The 18,424-nt window shown below is 62.3% G+C and carries 13 protein-coding genes; 7 read left to right on the top strand and 6 right to left on the bottom strand.

Features of this window, described 5'->3' with window-relative positions; translation table 11 throughout:
* Positions 1-18: 18 nt before the first annotated feature.
* From QBK88_RS22815 to QBK88_RS22840, 6 genes are all read right to left on the bottom strand, one after another.
* Complete coding sequence (locus tag QBK88_RS22815; RefSeq protein WP_277963807.1) at positions 19-1,614, bottom strand: ABC transporter substrate-binding protein; 1,596 nt, start codon at positions 1,612-1,614, stop codon at positions 19-21.
* An 84-nt stretch (positions 1,615-1,698) separates the two neighbouring features.
* Positions 1,699-3,075 (bottom strand): OprD family porin, encoded by a 1,377-nt coding sequence (locus tag QBK88_RS22820; RefSeq protein ID WP_277963808.1) that lies wholly within the window; start codon positions 3,073-3,075, stop codon positions 1,699-1,701.
* A gap of 162 nt (positions 3,076-3,237) precedes the next feature.
* On the bottom strand, positions 3,238-4,839 hold the full coding sequence (locus QBK88_RS22825; protein ID WP_277963809.1) for an ABC transporter substrate-binding protein: 1,602 nt from the start codon (positions 4,837-4,839) through the stop codon (positions 3,238-3,240).
* A 299-nt stretch (positions 4,840-5,138) separates the two neighbouring features.
* Complete coding sequence (locus QBK88_RS22830; protein WP_277963810.1) at positions 5,139-6,752, bottom strand: ABC transporter substrate-binding protein; 1,614 nt, start codon at positions 6,750-6,752, stop codon at positions 5,139-5,141.
* A 371-nt stretch (positions 6,753-7,123) separates the two neighbouring features.
* Positions 7,124-8,722, bottom strand: a complete 1,599-nt coding sequence (locus tag QBK88_RS22835) for an ABC transporter substrate-binding protein (RefSeq protein WP_277963811.1) — start codon at positions 8,720-8,722, stop codon at positions 7,124-7,126.
* Between the two features lie 70 nt (positions 8,723-8,792).
* A complete protein-coding gene (locus tag QBK88_RS22840; protein ID WP_277963812.1) occupies positions 8,793-9,503 on the bottom strand; it encodes an SIMPL domain-containing protein in 711 nt (236 codons plus the stop codon).
* 173 nt (positions 9,504-9,676) lie between these two features.
* Between QBK88_RS22840 and QBK88_RS22845 the strand changes: the two genes are divergently transcribed.
* The 7 genes from QBK88_RS22845 to garD all read left to right on the top strand — a co-directional run bounded on the left by QBK88_RS22845 (position 9,677) and on the right by garD (position 18,366).
* Positions 9,677-10,939, top strand: a complete 1,263-nt coding sequence (locus QBK88_RS22845) for an ATP-binding protein (RefSeq protein ID WP_277963813.1) — start codon at positions 9,677-9,679, stop codon at positions 10,937-10,939.
* Positions 10,932-11,492 (top strand): response regulator transcription factor, encoded by a 561-nt coding sequence (locus QBK88_RS22850; protein WP_158155142.1) that lies wholly within the window; start codon positions 10,932-10,934, stop codon positions 11,490-11,492. Before QBK88_RS22845 ends, QBK88_RS22850 begins: the two co-directional genes overlap by 8 nt.
* Positions 11,493-11,573: 81 nt before the next feature.
* The gene (locus tag QBK88_RS22855) at positions 11,574-13,313 is read left to right on the top strand and encodes an ABC transporter ATP-binding protein/permease (protein ID WP_277963814.1); all 1,740 of its coding nucleotides are present in this window, start codon (positions 11,574-11,576) and stop codon (positions 13,311-13,313) included.
* A 69-nt stretch (positions 13,314-13,382) separates the two neighbouring features.
* The gene (locus QBK88_RS22860) at positions 13,383-14,129 is read left to right on the top strand and encodes a FadR/GntR family transcriptional regulator (protein WP_268148398.1); all 747 of its coding nucleotides are present in this window, start codon (positions 13,383-13,385) and stop codon (positions 14,127-14,129) included.
* Between the two features lie 281 nt (positions 14,130-14,410).
* Complete coding sequence (gene kdgD / locus QBK88_RS22865; RefSeq protein WP_268148400.1) at positions 14,411-15,322, top strand: 5-dehydro-4-deoxyglucarate dehydratase; 912 nt, start codon at positions 14,411-14,413, stop codon at positions 15,320-15,322.
* Positions 15,323-15,435: 113 nt separating this feature from the next.
* Positions 15,436-16,800, top strand: coding sequence for an MFS transporter (locus QBK88_RS22870; protein WP_268148402.1), 1,365 nt, complete (start codon positions 15,436-15,438; stop codon positions 16,798-16,800).
* 12 nt (positions 16,801-16,812) lie between these two features.
* The gene (garD, locus tag QBK88_RS22875; protein WP_277963815.1) at positions 16,813-18,366 is read left to right on the top strand and encodes a galactarate dehydratase; all 1,554 of its coding nucleotides are present in this window, start codon (positions 16,813-16,815) and stop codon (positions 18,364-18,366) included.
* Positions 18,367-18,424: the final 58 nt, after the last annotated feature.

Below are 18,424 nucleotides of genomic sequence, written 5' to 3' on the forward strand. Positions count from 1 at the left end.
GGCAGGTGTTCTTCTTTTTTACTTCACCAGGGTGGTGGCGAAGTTGTTATTGGTCAGGGGATTGATGTGGTAGCCCTCGACGTTTTTGCGCAAAGCAGTGAATAAGCGTGGGTAAGCCAGGCTCAGCCAAGGAATGTCCTGGGCGAAGATGGCCTGGGCTTGCTGGTACGCGTGGGCGCGTTCGGTCGGGTCGCTGCTGGCGCGTGCCTGGGCTAGCAGACTGTCGAACTCCTTGTTGCACCACCGTGCCGCGTTTTCCCCGCTGGTGGCTGCGTCGCAGCTCAGGTTGGGGCTGAGGAAATTGTCGGGGTCGCCGTTGTCGCCGGCCCAGCCGTAGAAGGCCATATCGTGTTCGCCCTGTTTCAGGCGCTTGACCATTTCCCCCCACTCGAACACGCGAATATCGAGGTTGAGACCGATCTTGGCAAGGTCTGCTTGCAACAACTGGGCCGCGAGCGTCGGGTTGGGGTTGGTGGGGCCGCCACCGTTACGCACGAATACGGTGAAACGAGTGCCGGTCGGCACCCCGGCTTCCTTGAGCAGGGCCCGCGCCTTGTCCAGGTCATGGGGCGGGTCAACGATGGTCTTGTCGAAGCCCAGCAAGGTCGGAGGGTAGGGGCCGGTGCCTTCGGTGGCGCCACCTTCGCCGAACAGGGTCTTGACCAGGGTGGGCTTGTCCAGGGCCATGGCGATGGCCTGGCGTACGCGCACATCCCCCAAGTATTTGTGCGAGGTATTGATGGCCACGTAGCTGGTCATCAGCGCTTCCATCTCGTCGATGCGCAGGTTCGGGTCGGCCTTGATGCTGGGAATGTCGTCCGGCTTGGGGTACACGGCGACCTGGCATTCATTGGCGCGCAATTTCTGCAGGCGTACGTTGCTGTCGGTGGTGATGGCGAACACCAGCGCTTCGCTGGGTGGCACACCCTTGTAGTAGTCGGGGTTGGCCTTGTAGCGCACCATCGCGTCCTTGTTGTAGCGCACCAGAATGAACGGCCCGGTACCGATGGGTTTGCTGTTGATATCGCCGGTCTTGCCGGCCTTGAGCAATTGGTCGCCGTATTCGGCGGAGTAGATCGACGCAAAGCCCATGGCCATGTCCCTCAGGAAGGGCGACTCGGGACGCTTGAGGTTGAAACGGACAGTGTAGTCGTCGACCTTGTCGATGCTGTCGATCAGGTCTTTCATGCCCATGGCTTCGAAGTACGGGAAGCCCATGGGGGCCTTGTCGTGCCAGGGGTGCCTGGGGTCGAGCTGGCGTTCGAAGCTCCACAGCACGTCATCGGCGTTGAAGTCGCGGCTGGGCTTGAAGTAGTCGGTGGTGTGGAACTTCACGCCCTTGCGCAGGTGAAAGGTGTAGGTCTTGCCATCGGCGCTGATGTCCCAGCTTTCAGCCAGGTCCGGCTCGATGTCGGTGGTGCCGGGCTTGAAGCTGGCCAGGCGGTTGAACAGGGTTTCCGACGACGCGTCGGCGGTGGTAGCCGCCGTGTACTGGACGATGTCGAAACCTTCTGGGCTGGCTTCGGTACAGACCACCAGGGGCTTGGCCGAAATGCCGACGGCAACGCTGAACAAGGCTGCCGCGATGGCGGCACGAAGGGGTAGCGCTTTCATATATGCCCTCTGGGAGCTGCAGGTTTTGAACTTCAAGCTGCAAGCACCGCGAACGGCTTTTGCTTGCAGCTTGCAGCGGTTTACTTAAAGAATGTTGAACGGAATCGTGGTGACGATCCGCAGTTCGTCCAGGCTGCCATCAGCCTGGTTGGCACTGGCGCGGTGGGCGGTGTAGGTCGCCCGCACGCTGGTGTCTTTCAAGGCGCCGCTCTGAATCACGTAGCTGGTGCCTACGCCGTATTCATAGTGGCTCTCGCCGTCCATCTTGCGCACGTCGTACGCGGTGCCGGTGTAATGGGTGCCGTCGATGCCCCAGCCGCGGGCGGTGTAGGCATTGAACTTCAAGCCGGGCACGCCGTACTGGGCCATGTTCAGGCCGTAGGCCACCTGGAAGGACTTCTCGTTCGGGCCGTTGAAGTCCGACAGCAGGGAGTTGGCCAGGAAGATGCCGTTGGTTTCATGCAGATAGTCGAAGTACTCGTTGCCGTTTACCTGCTGGTACGCCAGGGTCAGGCTGTGGGCCTGGTGCGTGGCGGTCAGCGAGAGGCTGCCGGTGTCGTTGTCGATCCTGCCCATCTTGCGGGCACCGGTATCACGGGTTTTGTAGTAGTTCAGGCCGGTGGTCAGGCTCACCACCGCGCTATCGCCCAGCACGTGTTCGGCACCAAAGTAGTACTGGTTCCAGAAATCATCGGCCTGGGTGGCGAACAGGGTAGTGGTGAGGCTTTCGAACGGCTGGTAGTTGGCGCCGGCGGTGGTGACGCGGTCGGTTTCCACCCCGGTGGCGCCGTATTCCGTGCGGAACTTGCTCAGGCTCTGCTCGGTACGTGGCGACACGCGGTCGAATGTGCCGGCCTGAAATGACAGGTTGTTGAATTCCTTGCTGTCGATGGCCACACCTTCAAAGCTTGAAGGCAGGGCCCGGTTGCCAATGGTCGCTACCATGGGCGTGTTCATCGCCTGGCGGCCCAGGGTGAGGGTAGTGTTGGATACGCGCGCCTTGATGTTGCCCAGTCCCAGCTTGCTCCACTGGCCGACCGTGTCGCCGTCGCTGTCGGCCAGCGTGCGGTTATTGGGGCCACCCGTGCGGGCGCTGCCACGCTCCAGGGCCACCACGTTGTACAGCGCCGCCTCGACGCCGAAGCCGACGGTACCTTGGGTGAACCCTGAGGTGTAGTTCAGGGTGGTGCCCTGCAACCAGTTGGTACGGTTGTTCATGGGTTCCCGTTTGCCGTCCTTGCTATGAGTGAACTGTGGCCCTCGCTTGGACTGCTCGCGTGCATACCAGTTGCGTGTCCAGCCGGACAGGCTCTGGTCCTCCACAAAACCATTGGCCTCGGCCTGGGCGCTGGTGGTCTTCAGCGCCGTGGGCGTGAAGGCCTGGCTGGTTTCTTCGGCGAAGGCCATGGCAGACAGGCTGCCGATGGACAGGGCCAGCATGGTCTTTCTTGTTATGTTCATGGTGAAGCTCCTTGGTTTTCTTTTTTTTATGCCGGGCACTTTCAGGTGCCGGGTCAACGTTGGGTCCAACTTCATCTGCAAACGTTTGCCATCATTCAAGGTGGCAAGGCTTGCCGTGCGCTGATGGACCCACCCCGGGCAGGGCCATCGGCGCATGTACGGTCAATCGGTCAGGGACACTCCGTCGAAGGTGTTGCGGCCGAAAGGGCTTACCTTGAAATCCTGCACCTTGGCGCTGATGGGCTGGTTGACGGTGGAATGGGCGATCGGGGTGATCGGCACCTGTTCTTTCAGGCGTTGCTGGGCCTGGCGATACAGTTCGCTGCGCTGTTCATGGTCGTTGACGGTCTTGGCTTTTTTCACCAAGGCGTCGAAAGCAGGGTCGCACCACATGGCGGCGTTGTTGCTGCCGATGGCGTCGCAGCTGTACAGGGTGCCCAGCCAGTTGTCGGGGTCGCCGTTGTCGCCGGTCCAGCCCATCAGAATCACATCATGCTCGCCGGCTTTGGCGCGCTTGAGGTACTCACCCCACTCATAACTGACGATGCGGGCCTTGAGGCCTACCTTCGCCCAGTCGGCCTGGAGCATCTGCGCCATCAGCTTGGCATTGGGGTTGTAGGGGCGCTGCACGGGCATCGCCCACAGGGTGAACTCGTGGCCTTCCTTGATACCGGCTTCCTTGAGCAACTGGCGGGCTTTCTCCGGGTTGAACGGGGCGTCCTTGATGCTGGTGTCGTAAGACCATTGGGTGGGTGGCATGGCATTGACCGCCAGTTGCCCGGCCTGCTGGTACACCGATTCCAGGATGGCTTGCTTGTTCACGGCCATGTCCATGGCCTGGCGCACCTTGAGGTTGTCGAATGGCGGGTGCTGCACGTTGTAGCCGATGTAGCCCAGGTTGTAGCCCGGTGCCTGCAGCACCTTGAGCTTGCTGTCAGCCTGCAGCACCGCCAGGTCGGCGGGGCGGGGGTTGAGGGTGACCTGGCATTCGTTCTTGCGCAGCTTCTGGATGCGTACCGACGGGTCGATGTTGATCGAATAGATCAACTGCCCGACCTTGACCTGGCTGGGGTTCCAGTAGTGGTCGTGGGCCTTGTAGCGGATCTGCGAGTCCTTCTGGTAGCGCGCCAGGGTAAAGGGCCCGGTCCCGATGGGCCTGTGGTTGATATCGCTGGCCTTGCCGGCCTTGAGCAACTGGTCGGCGTATTCGGCCGAGAGAATGGCGGCAAAGCTCATGGCGATGTTCTGCACGAACGCAGCGTCGATGCTGCGCAGGGTGAACACCACGGTGTGTGGACCGGTTTTCTCCACCTTGGCGATGTTCTTGTCCAGGCTCATGGAGCCGAAGTAGGGAAATTCGGTGGGGTAGGCCTGGGTGAACGGGTGGTTGCGGTCGAGCATGCGGTTGAAACTGAACAGCACATCGTCGGCATTGAAGTCGCGGCTGGGAGTGAAGGCCTTGTTGCTGTGGAATTTCACCCCTTCGCGCAGGTGAAAGGTATACGTCAGCCCGTCCTCGGACACATCCCAGTGCGTGGCCAGCCCCGGCACCACGGCGGTGCCACCGCGTTCGAACTCGGTCAGGCGGTTGTACAACGGCTCGGCCGCGTCGTTATCGGTACCGCCGGTGAACTGGGCGATATCGAAGCCGGCGGGGCTGCCTTCAGAGCAGAACACCAGGCTCTTGCCATTGGCGTGGGCGAGCGGAATCTCGGCCAGCAGGCCGACGCTCAATAGGGATGCAACCAGGTGGTGATGACGCATGACGGTCTATTCCTTGTTGTCTGGTTCGAAGTGCCCGGGTGTCGATTGGGCAGAGGTTCGAAACTAGGGGCGTCAGCCGTGACCGTAAATGCGCGAAATCGCCGAGGCTTGTAGGACGTTTCTGAAATGCACGAGGGCCCTGCTTGAAAATGCAGTAATCGAAGTCTGGGGGTGAAATGCGCTGTCCCGAGGGCGATCCCTGTGGGAGCAGCACCTGCCTGCGAAGCCGCCACCGCCAGGTAGGGCGGACGTCTTCGCAGGCGAGCTCTGCTCCTGCGGTGGGCGCGGTACCTGGACCGTTACTTCTTGCTCTCGTCGATACCCACGCCGTAGAACGAGTTCAGGCCGAAGGGGCTGATCTTGAAGTCCACGACGTTGCTGCGCATCGGCTGGTAGACCGTGGAGTTGGCGATCGGCGTGATCGGCACCTGGTCTTTCATGCGGTGCTGGGCCTGCTTGTACAGGTCGATGCGCTTGGCCTGGTCGGAGGTGGCCTTGGCCGCCCTGATCAGCTTGTCGAAGTCGGCGTCGCACCATTTGCCGAAGTTGTTGCCGTTGATGGCATCGCAGCCCAGCAGGGTGCCCAGCCAGTTGTCCGGGTCCCCGTTGTCGCCGCTCCAGCCAATCAGCATGGCGTCGGTCTCGCCGTTGTGGGCGCGCTTGATGTACTCACCCCACTCGTAGCTGACGATGTTGGCCTTGATGCCGATCTTGCCCCAGTCCGACTGCAGCATCTCGGCCATCAACTTGGCATTGGGGTTGTAGGGGCGCTGCACGGGCATGGCCCACAGGTTGATGGTGGTGCCTTCGGGCACGCCGGCTTCCTTGAGCAGCGCCTTGGCCTTCTCGGGGTCGTAGGCCGGGTCCTTGATGGTGGTGTCGTAGGACCATTGCGTAGGCGGCATGGCGTTGACCGCCAGCTGGCCGGCGCCCAGGTACACCGACTTGATGATCTGCTGCTTGTTGACCGCCATGTCCAGCGCCTGGCGGAACTTGAGGTTGTCGAACGGCTTGTGGGTAACGTTGTAGGCGATGTACCCCAGGTTGAAGCCGGCCTGCTCAGGCATCTTCAGGTTCGGGTCGGCCTTGAGCGGTTCGATATCGGCCGGGCGCGGGAAGGCGGTGATCTGGCACTCGTTCTTCTTGAGCTTCTGCATGCGCACCGAGGCGTCGGTGGTGATGGCGAAGATCAGGTTGTCGACCTTCACATCAGACGGGTTCCAGTAGTCCTTGTTGCCCTTGAAGCGGATCTGCGCGTCCTTCTGGTACTTGCTGAACACGAACGGGCCGGTACCGATGGGTTTCTGGTTGAGGTCCTGGGGCTTGCCTTCCTTGAGCAACTGCGCGGCGTATTCGGCCGACTGGATAGAGGCGAAGCTCATCGCCATGTCCTGGATGAACGCGGCGTCGACGGTCTTGAGGCTGAACTTGACGGTGTGGTCGTCGACTTTCTCGACCTTGGTGATGTTGTCGTTCATGCCCATGTCGGTGAAGTACGGAAACTCCGTAGGGTACGCCTTGCGGAACGGCATGTCCTTGTCGAGCATGCGGTTGAAGGTGAACAGCACGTCGTCGGCATTGAAGTCGCGCGTCGGCTTGAAGTAATCGGTGGTGTGGAACTTGACCCCTTCGCGCAGGTGGAAGGTGTAGGTCAGGCCGTCCTGGGACACGTCCCAGCTGGTGGCAAGGCCAGGGACGACGGCGGTGCCGCCCCGCTCGAACTGGCTCAGGCGGTTGAAGATGGTTTCGGCCGAAGCATCGAAGTCAGTGCCGGTGGTGTACTGGCCCGGGTCGAAACCGGCCGGGCTGCCCTCGGAGCAGAACACCAGGCTGGTGGGTGCTGCCAGGGCAAAAGGAGCACTGGCGAGCATGCCGGCGCCGATCAGAAACGGAATGACCGCGTGTTTGAGCATGTTGGCCTCAGTTGTTGTGTTTTTGGTTGAGGGGACCTTGTGGGTCGACCCGCCGATACTTATGCAGGCCGCATACCCAAAGCAATACTTTAGGCGGAGGGAAGGAGAGTTACGTGGAACGGTCGTACTAGAATGTCGCATTCATATAAGAATTGACCGAGTTGAACGTTTGCGTACGTTTTTTTTGGGGCGTGGAGCGCCCAAAATCTGATCATTCGGTCAAGAGTGCGCACTGTTTTGGTGCGCAAAATAGTGCGTGGTCAATCCTGTGGGACCGGGCGAAGCGCGGGACGCAGCCAACGCGCTTTATCAGCCCCATCGCGTTGGCCGCTTCCCGCGCTTCGCCCGGTCCCGCTGGGAAACGCAGGCGCTTACTGTTGCAAGCTGACGCCATAGAACGGCGTCAGGCCGAACGGGCTGATGCGAAAGTCCTGCACTTCCTTGCGCATGGGCTGGAACACCGTGGAGTTGGCGATCGGCGTTATCGGTACCTGGGCCTTGAGAATGTGCTGGGCCTGCTGGTACAGCTTGATGCGCTCGTCACGGTTGGCGCTCAGTTTGGCTTTCTGGATCAGCTTGTCATAGGCGGGGTCGCACCACTTGGCGTAGTTGCTGCCCTTCACCGCGGCGCAGCTGTAGAGCACGCCCAGCCAGTTGTCCGGGTCGCCGTTGTCGCCGGTCCAGCCGTAGATCATCACGTCATGCTCGCCGGCCTTGGCGCGCTTGATGTATTCGCCCCATTCATAGCTGACGATGTTGGCCTTGATGCCGATCTTCGCCCAGTCACTCTGGATCATCTGCGCCGACATGCGCGCATTGGGGTTGGAGGCGCGTTGCACGGTCATGGCCCACAGGTCGATGGTGGTACCTTCCTTGACCCCGGCCTCTTTCAGCAGTTGGCGCGCCTTGTCAGGGTTGTACGGGGCGTCCTTGATGGTCGGGTCATAGGACCACTGGGCCGGGGGCAGGGCGTTCTGGGCCAACTGTCCAGCGCTCTGGTAGACGGCCTTGATGATCGCCGGCTTGTCGATGGCCATGTCCAGGGCCTGGCGCACCTTCAACTGGTCCAGCGGCTTGTGGGTCACGTTGTAGGCCAGAAAGCCCAGGTTGAAGCCCGGTTGGCTGAGCACACGCAGGTTGGGGTCCTGCTTGGCCACCTCGATGTCCTCGGGGCGCGGGTAGCCGCTGACCTGGCATTCGCCGCGCTTGAGTTTCTGCAGGCGTACCGCAGCGTCCGGGGTGATGGAGAAGATCAGGTTATCGAGCTTCACGTCCTCCGGCTTCCAGTAGTCCTTGTTGGCCGTGTAACGGATCTGCGCATCCTTCTGGTAGCGCTTGAACACGAACGGCCCGGTGCCGACGGGCTTCTGGTTGATGTCCGCGGCCTTGCCCTGCTTGAGCAACTGGTTGGCGTATTCGGCCGACTGGATCGAGGCGAAGCTCATGGCCATGTTCTGCACGAAGGCGGCGTCGATATGGTTGAGGGTGAACACCACGGTGTTGTCGTCAGCCTTGGTGACCGACTTGATGGTGGTGTTCAGGTCCATGTCGTTGAAGTAGGGCGACTCGGACGGGTAGGCCTGGCGGAACGGTTGCTGGGGGTTCAGCAGGCGGTCGAAGGTGAACAGCACGTCATCGGCGTTGAAGGTGCGGGTAGGGGTGAAATAGTCGGTGGTGTGGAACTTCACCCCCTCGCGAAGATGAAAGGTGTACACAAGGCCATCCTTGGACACCTCCCAGGACGTCGCCAGGCCGGGTTCCACCTCGGTGCCGCCGCGCTTGAACTGGGTCAGGCGGTTGAACACGGTTTCGGCGGAGGCGTCGAAGTCGGTGCCGCTGGTGTACTGGCTGGGGTCGAAGCCGGCGGGGCTCGCTTCCGAACAGTAGACCAGCGTACCGGCGGCCTGGGCCAGCGGCGCGGCCAGCAAGGCTGCGGCCAGCAGCAGGGGTTTGAAGGCGGTTTTGTCCATGAAAGCCTCTCTGAATGCAGTGTGGCTCGCAGATTACCCCATTCGGTGGATGACCCGTAGCCGCGGACCTTCAGGGCATCTGCACTTCGATGGTGCCATCGGCATTCATGCTGACCTGGCTGGTACCTGCCTCCACTTCAGGCGTGGGCGCCGAGTCGGCCATGGCCGATTTCATCATCATCGCCGCCCTTGGGAACGGCTGCTGATAGCCGCTGCTGTTGAGGTTCATGCTCACCACTTTGTAGCCCTTGCCGCCCAAGGCCTCGGTAGCCAGCTGGGCGCGCGCCTTGAAGGCAGCCACGGCATCCTTGAGCAGGGCGTCTTCGCTGGCGGTGCGGGTCTTGGGCGAAATGGTGAAGCTCATGCCGCCCATCTTCAGGTCCTGCAGCAATTGGCCGGTCAGGGTGGACAGGGCCGGGAAGTCGGCGCTTTCCAGGCGCAGCTCGGCGCGTTCGCGCCAGCCGGTGATTTTCTGGCCCTTGTCGTCGTAGATGGGGTAGCTGTTGCGGCTACCCTGGCTGATTTTCACTTCCTTCACCGCCCGTGCCTTGCCCAGCGCCTTGTTCATGGCCTCGGTGACCTGCGCCGCCAGCTTGGCCGGGTCGGCGTTTTGTTCTTCGCTGTACAGGGTGACCAGCATTAGGTCGCGGGGCACTTCCTGGCTGACTTCGGCGCGCAGGGAAATCTGGTTGTAGCGGGGTGCTTCGTCGGCCAGGACAGGCAGGCTGGCAAGCAGGCCTGCGCCGAGGACAAAGGCGGCGCTGCGGCTGAGGGTGTGCATGGTGGACTCCTTGTGGGCAAACCGCTAAGACTGTAGTTGCCCGGGGACGGTTCATCACGGTTGTGTAACCGTTTGTATGGCGGCCTGTGGCGCTTTGCCGCACAATTGTCTGCCTGGCCCCCGAGTTGGTTATACTTGCAACGATCTGCCTGGAGCGCTCATCAGGAGAGCTCATGCTCGCCCCATCTATGCCGTTGTCCGCTACTCGCCAAAACCTCTGGCGCCTGACTTTCATCCGTTTCCTGGTGCTGGCCGCTCAAGCCGGTTCGGTGGGTTTCGCCTACCTGACGCACTTGCTGCCGCTGCCCTGGGTGCAGTTGAGCGCTACCCTGGCCGTGTCGTTGCTGCTGTGCACCGTCACCGCACTGCGGGTACGCGCCTCGTTGCCGGTCACCGAGCAGGAATACGCCCTGCAGCTGACCTGCGACCTGCTGTTGCACAGTGCCCTGCTGTACTACTCGGGCGGCTCCACCAACCCGTTCGTGTCGTACTACCTGGTGCCGTTGACCATTGCGGCGGTGACGCTGCCGTGGCTGTATTCGGTGATTCTGTCGGGCATCGCCCTGGCGTGCTATTCGGTGCTGCTGGTGCGCTTCTACCCGCTGCCAACACTGCCGATCGCCCGGGAAAACCTGCAGAACTATGGCATGTGGCTGAGTTTCGCCCTGGCGGCCGGGGTGATTACCTTCTTCGCCGCCAAGATGGCCGAGGAGCTGCGCCGCCAGGAGCAGATGCGTGCGCAACGGCGCGAAGAAGGGCTGCGTGACCAGCAATTGCTGGCCGTGGCCACCGAAGCCGCCGGCGCCGCCCATGAACTGGGCACGCCGCTGGCGACCATGAGCGTGCTGCTCAAGGAAATGCGCCAGGACCACCCGGACCCGGCCCTGCAGGAAGACCTGGCGGTACTTCAGGACCAGGTCAAGCTGTGCAAGGAAACCCTGCAGCAACTGGTGCGCGCCGCCGAGGCCAACCGGCGCATGGCGGTGATGGAGCAACCGGTGACTGCCTGGCTCGACGAGGCCCTGAACCGCTGGCACCTGATGCGCCCGGAAGCCACCTACCGCTTCCAGCGCCTGGGCCAGGGCGAAGTGCCCGAACTGGCGCCGCCGCCGGACCTTACCCAGGCGTTGCTCAACCTGCTGAACAACGCCGCCGATGCCTGCGCCGAAGGCCTGGAAGTGCACCTGGACTGGAACGCTGAAGATATCTTCATTGTGATTCGCGACCACGGCCCCGGTGTACCCCTGGCAATCGCCGAGCAAATCGGCAAACCTTTCTTTACGACCAAGGGCAAGGGCTTCGGCCTGGGCCTGTTTTTGAGCAAGGCCAGCGTGACACGCGCAGGCGGCTCGGTAAAACTCTATAGTCATGAGCAGGGCGGTACACTCACCGAGTTGCGCCTGCCCCGTGACGCCCGAGGAGACAGACATGAGTGATGAAAACCAGGTCGAAGGCGAAGAGCTGCCGCATCTGTTGCTGGTCGACGACGATTCGACCTTTACCCGCGTCATGGCCCGCGCCATGGCCCGCCGGGGCTTTCGCGTCAGCACCGCCGCCAGCGCCGACGAGGGGCTGAAGCTCGCCCAGGACGACGTACCCGACTACGCCGCCCTGGACTTGAAAATGGAAGGCGACTCGGGCCTGGTGCTGCTGCCCAAGTTGCTGGAGCTGGACCCCGAGATGCGCGTGGTGATCCTGACCGGTTACTCCAGCATCGCCACCGCGGTGGAAGCCATCAAGCGCGGCGCCTGCAATTACCTGTGCAAGCCGGCCGACGCCGATGACGTGCTGGCGGCCCTGCTGTCCGAGCACGCCGACCTGGATACCCTGGTGCCGGAAAACCCCATGTCGGTGGACCGCCTGCAGTGGGAACACATCCAGCGCGTGCTCACCGAGCACGAAGGCAACATCTCCGCCACTGCCCGCGCCCTGGGCATGCATCGGCGAACGCTGCAGCGCAAACTGCAGAAGCGCCCGGTTCGGCGCTGAGCGCCTGCCCCTTGTTGATTTCGCCCCGCCGCGCATCAGGATCGATGTGCGCGCGCGGGCCTTCCATCATCGAGTTCCTACATGAATCAGAACGCTGAACACGCCGCGGTCAACGACGCCGTGCGCGGTCATTTTGCCCGTCGGGTCTGGAAACTGATCACGCCGTACTGGAAAAGTGAAGAAAAGGGCAAGGCCTGGTCGCTGCTGGTGACCATCATCGTGTTGTCGCTGGCCAGCGTGGCCATGTCGGTGTGGTTCAACAGCTGGAACCGCGACATGTACAACTCGCTGCAGGAAAAACATTATGAGCAGTTCATTCAGCTGATCCTGTATTTCTGCGGCATGGCGGCGGTGTACATCGCCATGGGCGTGACGCGTATCTACCTCACGCAGATGCTCACCATCCGCTGGCGTCGGTGGCTCACCGAGAAGCACTTCGACAAGTGGCTGGCCCACAAGAGTTACTACCGCCTGGAACAGCAAGGCGCTACCGATAACCCCGACCAGCGGCTGAGCGAAGACCTGCGCAGTTTCACCAGTGACACCTTGAGCATCGGCCTGGGGCTGATCAGCAATATCGTCAACCTGGTGTCGTTCTCGGTGATCCTGTGGGGCATTTCCGGCACCATCGAGCTGTTCGGTATCAGCATTCCGGGTTACATGTTCTGGGCCGCTTTCCTGTATGCCCTGGCCGGCAGCCTGATCACGCATTTGCTGGGCCGCCGACTGATCGGTCTGAGCAACAACCAGCAAAGGTTCGAGGCCGACCTGCGTTTTGGCCTGATCCGCGTACGCGAAAACGCCGAGACCATCGCCCTGCTGGACGGCGAGCAGGTTGAGAATCAGCGGCTTGGCGCGCGTTTCAGCCAGATCTGGCACAACTACTGGGACATCATGCGCGTGCAGAAGCGCATGAACATCTTCACCAACGGTTATGCGCAGATCGCCAATATCTTTCCCATCGTGGTGGCTTCGCCGCGCTATTTCTCCGGGGCTATCGAACTGGGCGTGCTGATGCAGGTGGCGGATGCCTTCGGCAGTGTCCAGGGCAGCCTGAGCTGGTTTATCAACGCCTACACCGACCTGGCCACCTGGCGCGCCACCTGCGACCGTCTCCTCAGCTTCCGCCAGGCCATGGACGACAACGAACAGCGTGCCCCAGGCGTGGAAGTGAAGCGCCATGGCAACCAGTTGCACATCAAGGACCTGGACCTGACGCTGGGCAATGGCCGCCAATTGCTGCAAGGCGCCGGCCTGGAAGTGGCGGCGGGTGACCGCGTGCTGCTCAGTGGCCGCTCCGGCAGTGGCAAGAGCACCTTGCTGCGGGCCATGGGCAACTTGCTGACTCAAGGCCAGGGCCGCATCGACATGCCCGAAGGGCGCACGATGTTCATGCCGCAGAAGCCGTACTTGCCCATTGGCAGCCTGCGTGAAGCCTTGAGTTATCCACAGCCGGGTGATGTGTACCCCCAGGCGCGCTACGAGCATGTGCTGCACCTGTGCCGCCTGCCGCAACTGATCGAGCGCCTGGACGAGCCTGCCCACTGGCAAAGCCTGCTGTCGCCGGGTGAGCAGCAGCGAGTGGCCTTTGCCCGTGCGCTGCTGTATGCGCCGCAGTGGTTGTACCTGGACGAAGCCACGTCGGCCATGGACGAGGAAGACGAGGCCAGCCTGTACCAGGCACTGATCGACGAACTGCCGGGGCTGACCCTGATCAGCGTTGGCCACCGCAGCAGCCTCAAGCGGTTCCATTCCCGGCACATCCGCCTGGAAGGCGGGCACTTGCAGCCGCAGGCGATGGGGGAGACGACCACGGTGTGAACTGTGGTCGTACGACTGGAATGCGCTATGATGCGCCTATTAACGTGAATTCGAGATAAGAAGTTCGCCATGGATACCCCAACCGCCCAGCCGCGCGGGCGCCGCAAGCCCCGCAGCCTTGCCCAGGAACTGGTCACCGTGCTGACAGAGCGCATCCTCAAGGGTGAGCTCAAGCGCGGTGACAAGTTGCCGACCGAGTCGGCGATCATGCAGGAGCAGGGCGTCAGCCGCACCGTGGTGCGTGAAGCCATTTCGCGCCTGCAGGCGGCGGGGCAGGTGGAAACCCGCCATGGCATCGGCACCTTCGTGCTCGACACGCCCAGCCCCAGCGGCTTCCGTATCGACCCGGCCACCATTGTCACCCTGCGTGACGTGCTGGCGGTGCTGGAACTGCGCATCAGCCTGGAAGTCGAGTCGGCGGGCCTTGCGGCCCAGCGCCGCTCGCCCGAGCAGTTGGCGGCGATGCGCGCGGCGCTGGATGCCCTGGCCGAAAGCGCCGCCCATGCCAGCGATGCGGTGGCGTCGGACTTCCAGTTCCACCTGCAGATCGCCCTGTCCACGGGTAACCGCTACTTCACCGACATCATGACCCACCTGGGCACCAGCATCATTCCGCGCACCCGGCTCAACTCGGCGCGCCTGGCTCATGACGACCAGCAGCACTACATGAACCGCCTGAGCCGCGAGCATGAAGAGATCTACGAAGCCATTGCTCGTCAAGACTCCGATGCCGCCCGCGCGGCCATGCGCCTGCACCTGACCAACAGCCGCGAGCGGCTGCGCCAGGCTCATGAAGAGGCGCAGGCGACCGCCTAGGTCGGTGCTGCCTGCTTCCCGAGCAAGCTCGGTCCCACACCTTTCGCGGCCGTTGAATCAATAGCCTCCAGCACTCAGCCTTTGGCGGCACTGCAGATAGGCCTGCGGTGCCACCGAAGGCTGTGCCTGCTTCCCGAGCTTGGTCGGGAAGCGGCCCCCGCAATCCCTCCATGACATTTCGTCGCACACCCTATTGAGCATTCGTTATTTCAGTTGTACGATGACGTACGACATCAGCGAAGGCTGAGCGCACTTTCCATGCAAACCAGGGTGTTCGAATAATGAATCCACAAGAACTGAAGTCCATCCTCTCCGCCGGCCTGCTGTCTTTCCCGGTGACCGATTTCAATGCACAGGGCGACTTCGACCGCTCTGGCTATATCAAGCGCCTGGAGTGGCTGGCCCCCTACGGCGCCAGCGCGCTGTTCGCCGCCGGCGGCACCGGTGAGTTCTTCTCCCTGGCAGCCAGTGAGTACTCGCAAGTCATCAAGACCGCTGTCGACACCTGCGCTACCAGCGTGCCTATCCTCGCCGGCGTCGGCGGCGCCACTCGCCAGGCCATCGAATACGCACAGGAAGCCGAGCGCCTGGGTGCCAAGGGCCTGCTGCTGCTGCCGCACTACCTGACCGAAGCCAGCCAGGACGGCGTCGCCGCCCACGTCGAGGCCGTGTGCAAATCGGTGAACATCGGCGTCATCGTCTACAACCGCAACGTCTGCCGCCTGAACGCCACCCAGCTGGAACGCCTGGCCGAGCGCTGCCCGAACCTGATCGGCTACAAGGACGGCCTGGGTGACATCGAACTGATGGTTTCCATCCGCCGTCGCCTGGGCGACCGCTTCAGCTACCTGGGTGGCCTGCCTACCGCCGAAGTCTACGCCGCGGCCTACAAGGCGCTGGGCGTGCCGGTGTACTCCTCGGCCGTGTTCAACTTCATCCCGAAAACCGCGATGGACTTCTACCACGCCATCGCCCGCGAGGATCACGCCACGGTTGGCAAGCTGATCGACGACTTCTTCCTGCCGTACCTGGACATCCGTAACCGCAAGGCTGGCTACGCTGTCAGTATCGTCAAGGCAGGCGCCAAGATCGCCGGTTACGACGCAGGCCCGGTACGTACCCCGCTGACCGACCTGACCGGCGAAGAGTACGAAATGCTGGCTGCCCTGATGGACAAGATGGGCCCGCAGTAAGCTGAAAATGCGCCTGCAGCAGAATTGCAGGCGCTGGTTTGCCAGCGCCTGCAGTGTTACACCGTGAATGAAAGACCCGCGTTAAAAAAAATAATCAGTGGGAGTACACCTTCATGCAAGCCGTCAAGCAGACGCACGTCCGCTATTTGATCCTGCTCATGCTGTTCGTCGTGACCACGATCAACTATGCCGACCGTGCGACCATCGCCATTGCCGGTTCCAGCCTGCAAAAAAGCCTGGGCATCGACGCCGTCACCCTGGGTTTCATCTTCTCTGCCTTCGGTTGGGCCTACGTGGCTGGGCAAATCCCCGGTGGCTGGCTGCTGGACCGCTTCGGCTCGAAGAAGGTCTACGCCCTGAGCATTTTCACCTGGTCGCTGTTCACCGTGATGCAAGGCTTCGTCGGTGACTTCGGCCTGTCGACCGCCGTGGTCGCCTTGTTCATGCTGCGTTTTCTGGTGGGGCTGGCCGAAGCGCCATCGTTCCCGGGCAACGCGCGCATCGTCGCCGCCTGGTTTCCCACCGCTGAGCGGGGCACTGCGTCGGCGATCTTCAACTCCGCGCAATACTTCGCCACCGTGCTGTTCGCGCCGCTGATGGGCTGGATCGTCTTCAGCTTCGGGTGGCAGCATGTGTTCATGATCATGGGCGGGATCGGTATCGTCTTCTCCCTGGTCTGGTTGAAGGTTATCCACAGCCCGCGCCAGCACCCGATGATCAACCAGGCCGAACTTGAACACATCGCCAGCAATGGCGGCATGGTCGACATGGACGACAAGCCACAAGGCAAGCGCGAAGGCCCGAAATGGGATTACGTGCGTCAACTGCTGACAAACCGCATGATGCTGGGTGTGTACCTGGGCCAGTACTGCATCAACGGTATCACTTATTTCTTCCTGACCTGGTTCCCGGTATACCTAGTGCAGGAGCGGGGCATGACCATCCTCAAGGCGGGCTTCATCGCCTCCTTGCCGGCCATCTGCGGCTTCATCGGCGGTGTGCTGGGCGGCATCATTTCCGACTGGCTGCTGCGCCGTGGGCATTCCCTGACGTTCGCCCGCAAGGCGCCCATCATCGGCGGCCTGCTGCTGTCGACCACCATCGTTGCCTGCAACTACGTGGACATCGAATGGATGGTGGTGGGCTTCATGGCCCTGGCGTTCTTCGGCAAAGGGGTGGGTGCGCTGGGCTGGGCGGTGGTGTCCGACACCTCACCCAAGCAGATCGCCGGCCTGAGCGGTGGTCTGTTCAACATGTTCGGCAACATTGCCTCGATCACCACGCCGATCGTCATCGGCTACATCATCAGCACCACCGGTTCGTTCAAGTGGGCCCTGGTGTTCGTCGGCGCCAACGCGCTGGTGGCGGTGCTCAGCTACCTGGTGATCGTCGGCCAGATCAAGCGGGTGGAACTGACCGACCCGCCGAGCAAAGGCTCGCGCAAACCGGTCGACCAGTTGTCCCCAGCCAAAATTTGAGGAGCGGGTTTCATGCAGTTAATTGAGCACGCTGACTCGCCGCGGGTGATTCGCCTGCACGAGCGCGACAACGTCGTGGTAATCGTCAACGACCAGGGCGTGCCTGCCGGCACCGAGCTGCCCGGCGCGCTGGTTACCCTGGAACATGTGCCGCAGAGCCACAAGGTCAACCTGGTGGACATTCCCCAGGGCGGCGAAGTGATTCGCTACGGCCAGGTCATCGGCTATGCCCTCCAGCCTATCCCGCGCGGCACCTGGGTGCGCGAGGACTTGCTGCGCATGCCCACCGCCCCGGCGCTGGACAGCCTGCCGATGTCGGACGCAGTGCCCGAGGCATTGCCGGCCCTGGAAGGTTTTACCTTCGAGGGCTACCGCAATGCTGACGGCACGGTAGGTACGCGCAACATCCTCGGCATCACCACCACGGTGCAGTGCGTGACCGGGGTGCTGGACCATGCGGTCAAGCGTATCCGTGATGAACTGTTGCCCAAATACCCCCATGTGGATGACGTGGTAGCGCTGACCCACAGCTACGGCTGCGGCGTGGCCATCACCGCCACCGATGCCTATATTCCGATCCGGACTGTGCGCAACCTGGCGCGCAACCCGAACCTGGGCGGTGAAGCGCTGGTGATCAGCCTGGGTTGCGAAAAACTGCAGGCCGGGCAGGTGATGCACGAGGACGATGCTTCCGTAGACCTCAGCGAGCCCTGGCTGTACCGCTTGCAGGACTCCAGCCACGGCTTCACCGAAATGATCGAGCAGATCATGGAGCTGGCCGAGGTGCGCCTGAAAAAACTCGATGCCCGGCGCCGTGAGACGGTCCCGGCCAGCGAACTGATCCTGGGCATGCAATGCGGTGGCAGCGATGCCTTCTCCGGCATCACCGCCAACCCGGCGCTGGGGTATGCCAGCGACCTGCTGCTGCGTGCTGGCGCCACGGTGATGTTCTCTGAAGTGACCGAAGTGCGCGACGCCATCTACCTGCTGACCTCCCGGGCCGAAACCCCGGCGGTGGCCGAGGCCCTGGTGCGCGAGATGGACTGGTACGACCGCTATCTGGCCAAGGGCGAGGCCGACCGCAGCGCCAACACCACGCCTGGCAACAAGAAGGGCGGGCTGTCGAACATCGTCGAGAAGTCGCTGGGCTCCATCGTCAAGTCTGGCAACAGCGCTATCAACGCGGTGGTGGGGCCTGGCGAGCGGGTTCAGCGCAAAGGCCTGATCTTCTGCGCCACCCCGGCCAGCGACTTTGTCTGCGGCACACTGCAACTGGCGGCGGGCATGAACCTGCATGTGTTCACCACCGGGCGCGGCACGCCGTATGGCCTGGCGATGGCACCGGTGGTCAAGGTCTCTACCCGCACCGAGCTCGCGCGGCGCTGGCCGGATTTGATCGACATCGACGCGGGGCGTATCGCTACCGGCCGCGCGACCATCGAAGAATTGGGCTGGGAGTTGTTCCATTACTATCTGGATGTCGCCAGCGGCAAGCAACAGACCTGGGCTGAAAAGCACAAGCTGCATAACGACATCGTGCTGTTCAACCCGGCGCCGGTGACCTGAGTGATGGGGTGATGTCACTGGCGTCATCGCGAGCAAGCTTTGCTCCCACGCAGACCCC

The sequence above is a fragment of the Pseudomonas sp. RIT-To-2 genome (assembly GCF_029623465.1).
In the GTDB taxonomy this organism is placed as follows: domain Bacteria; phylum Pseudomonadota; class Gammaproteobacteria; order Pseudomonadales; family Pseudomonadaceae; genus Aquipseudomonas; species Aquipseudomonas silvicola.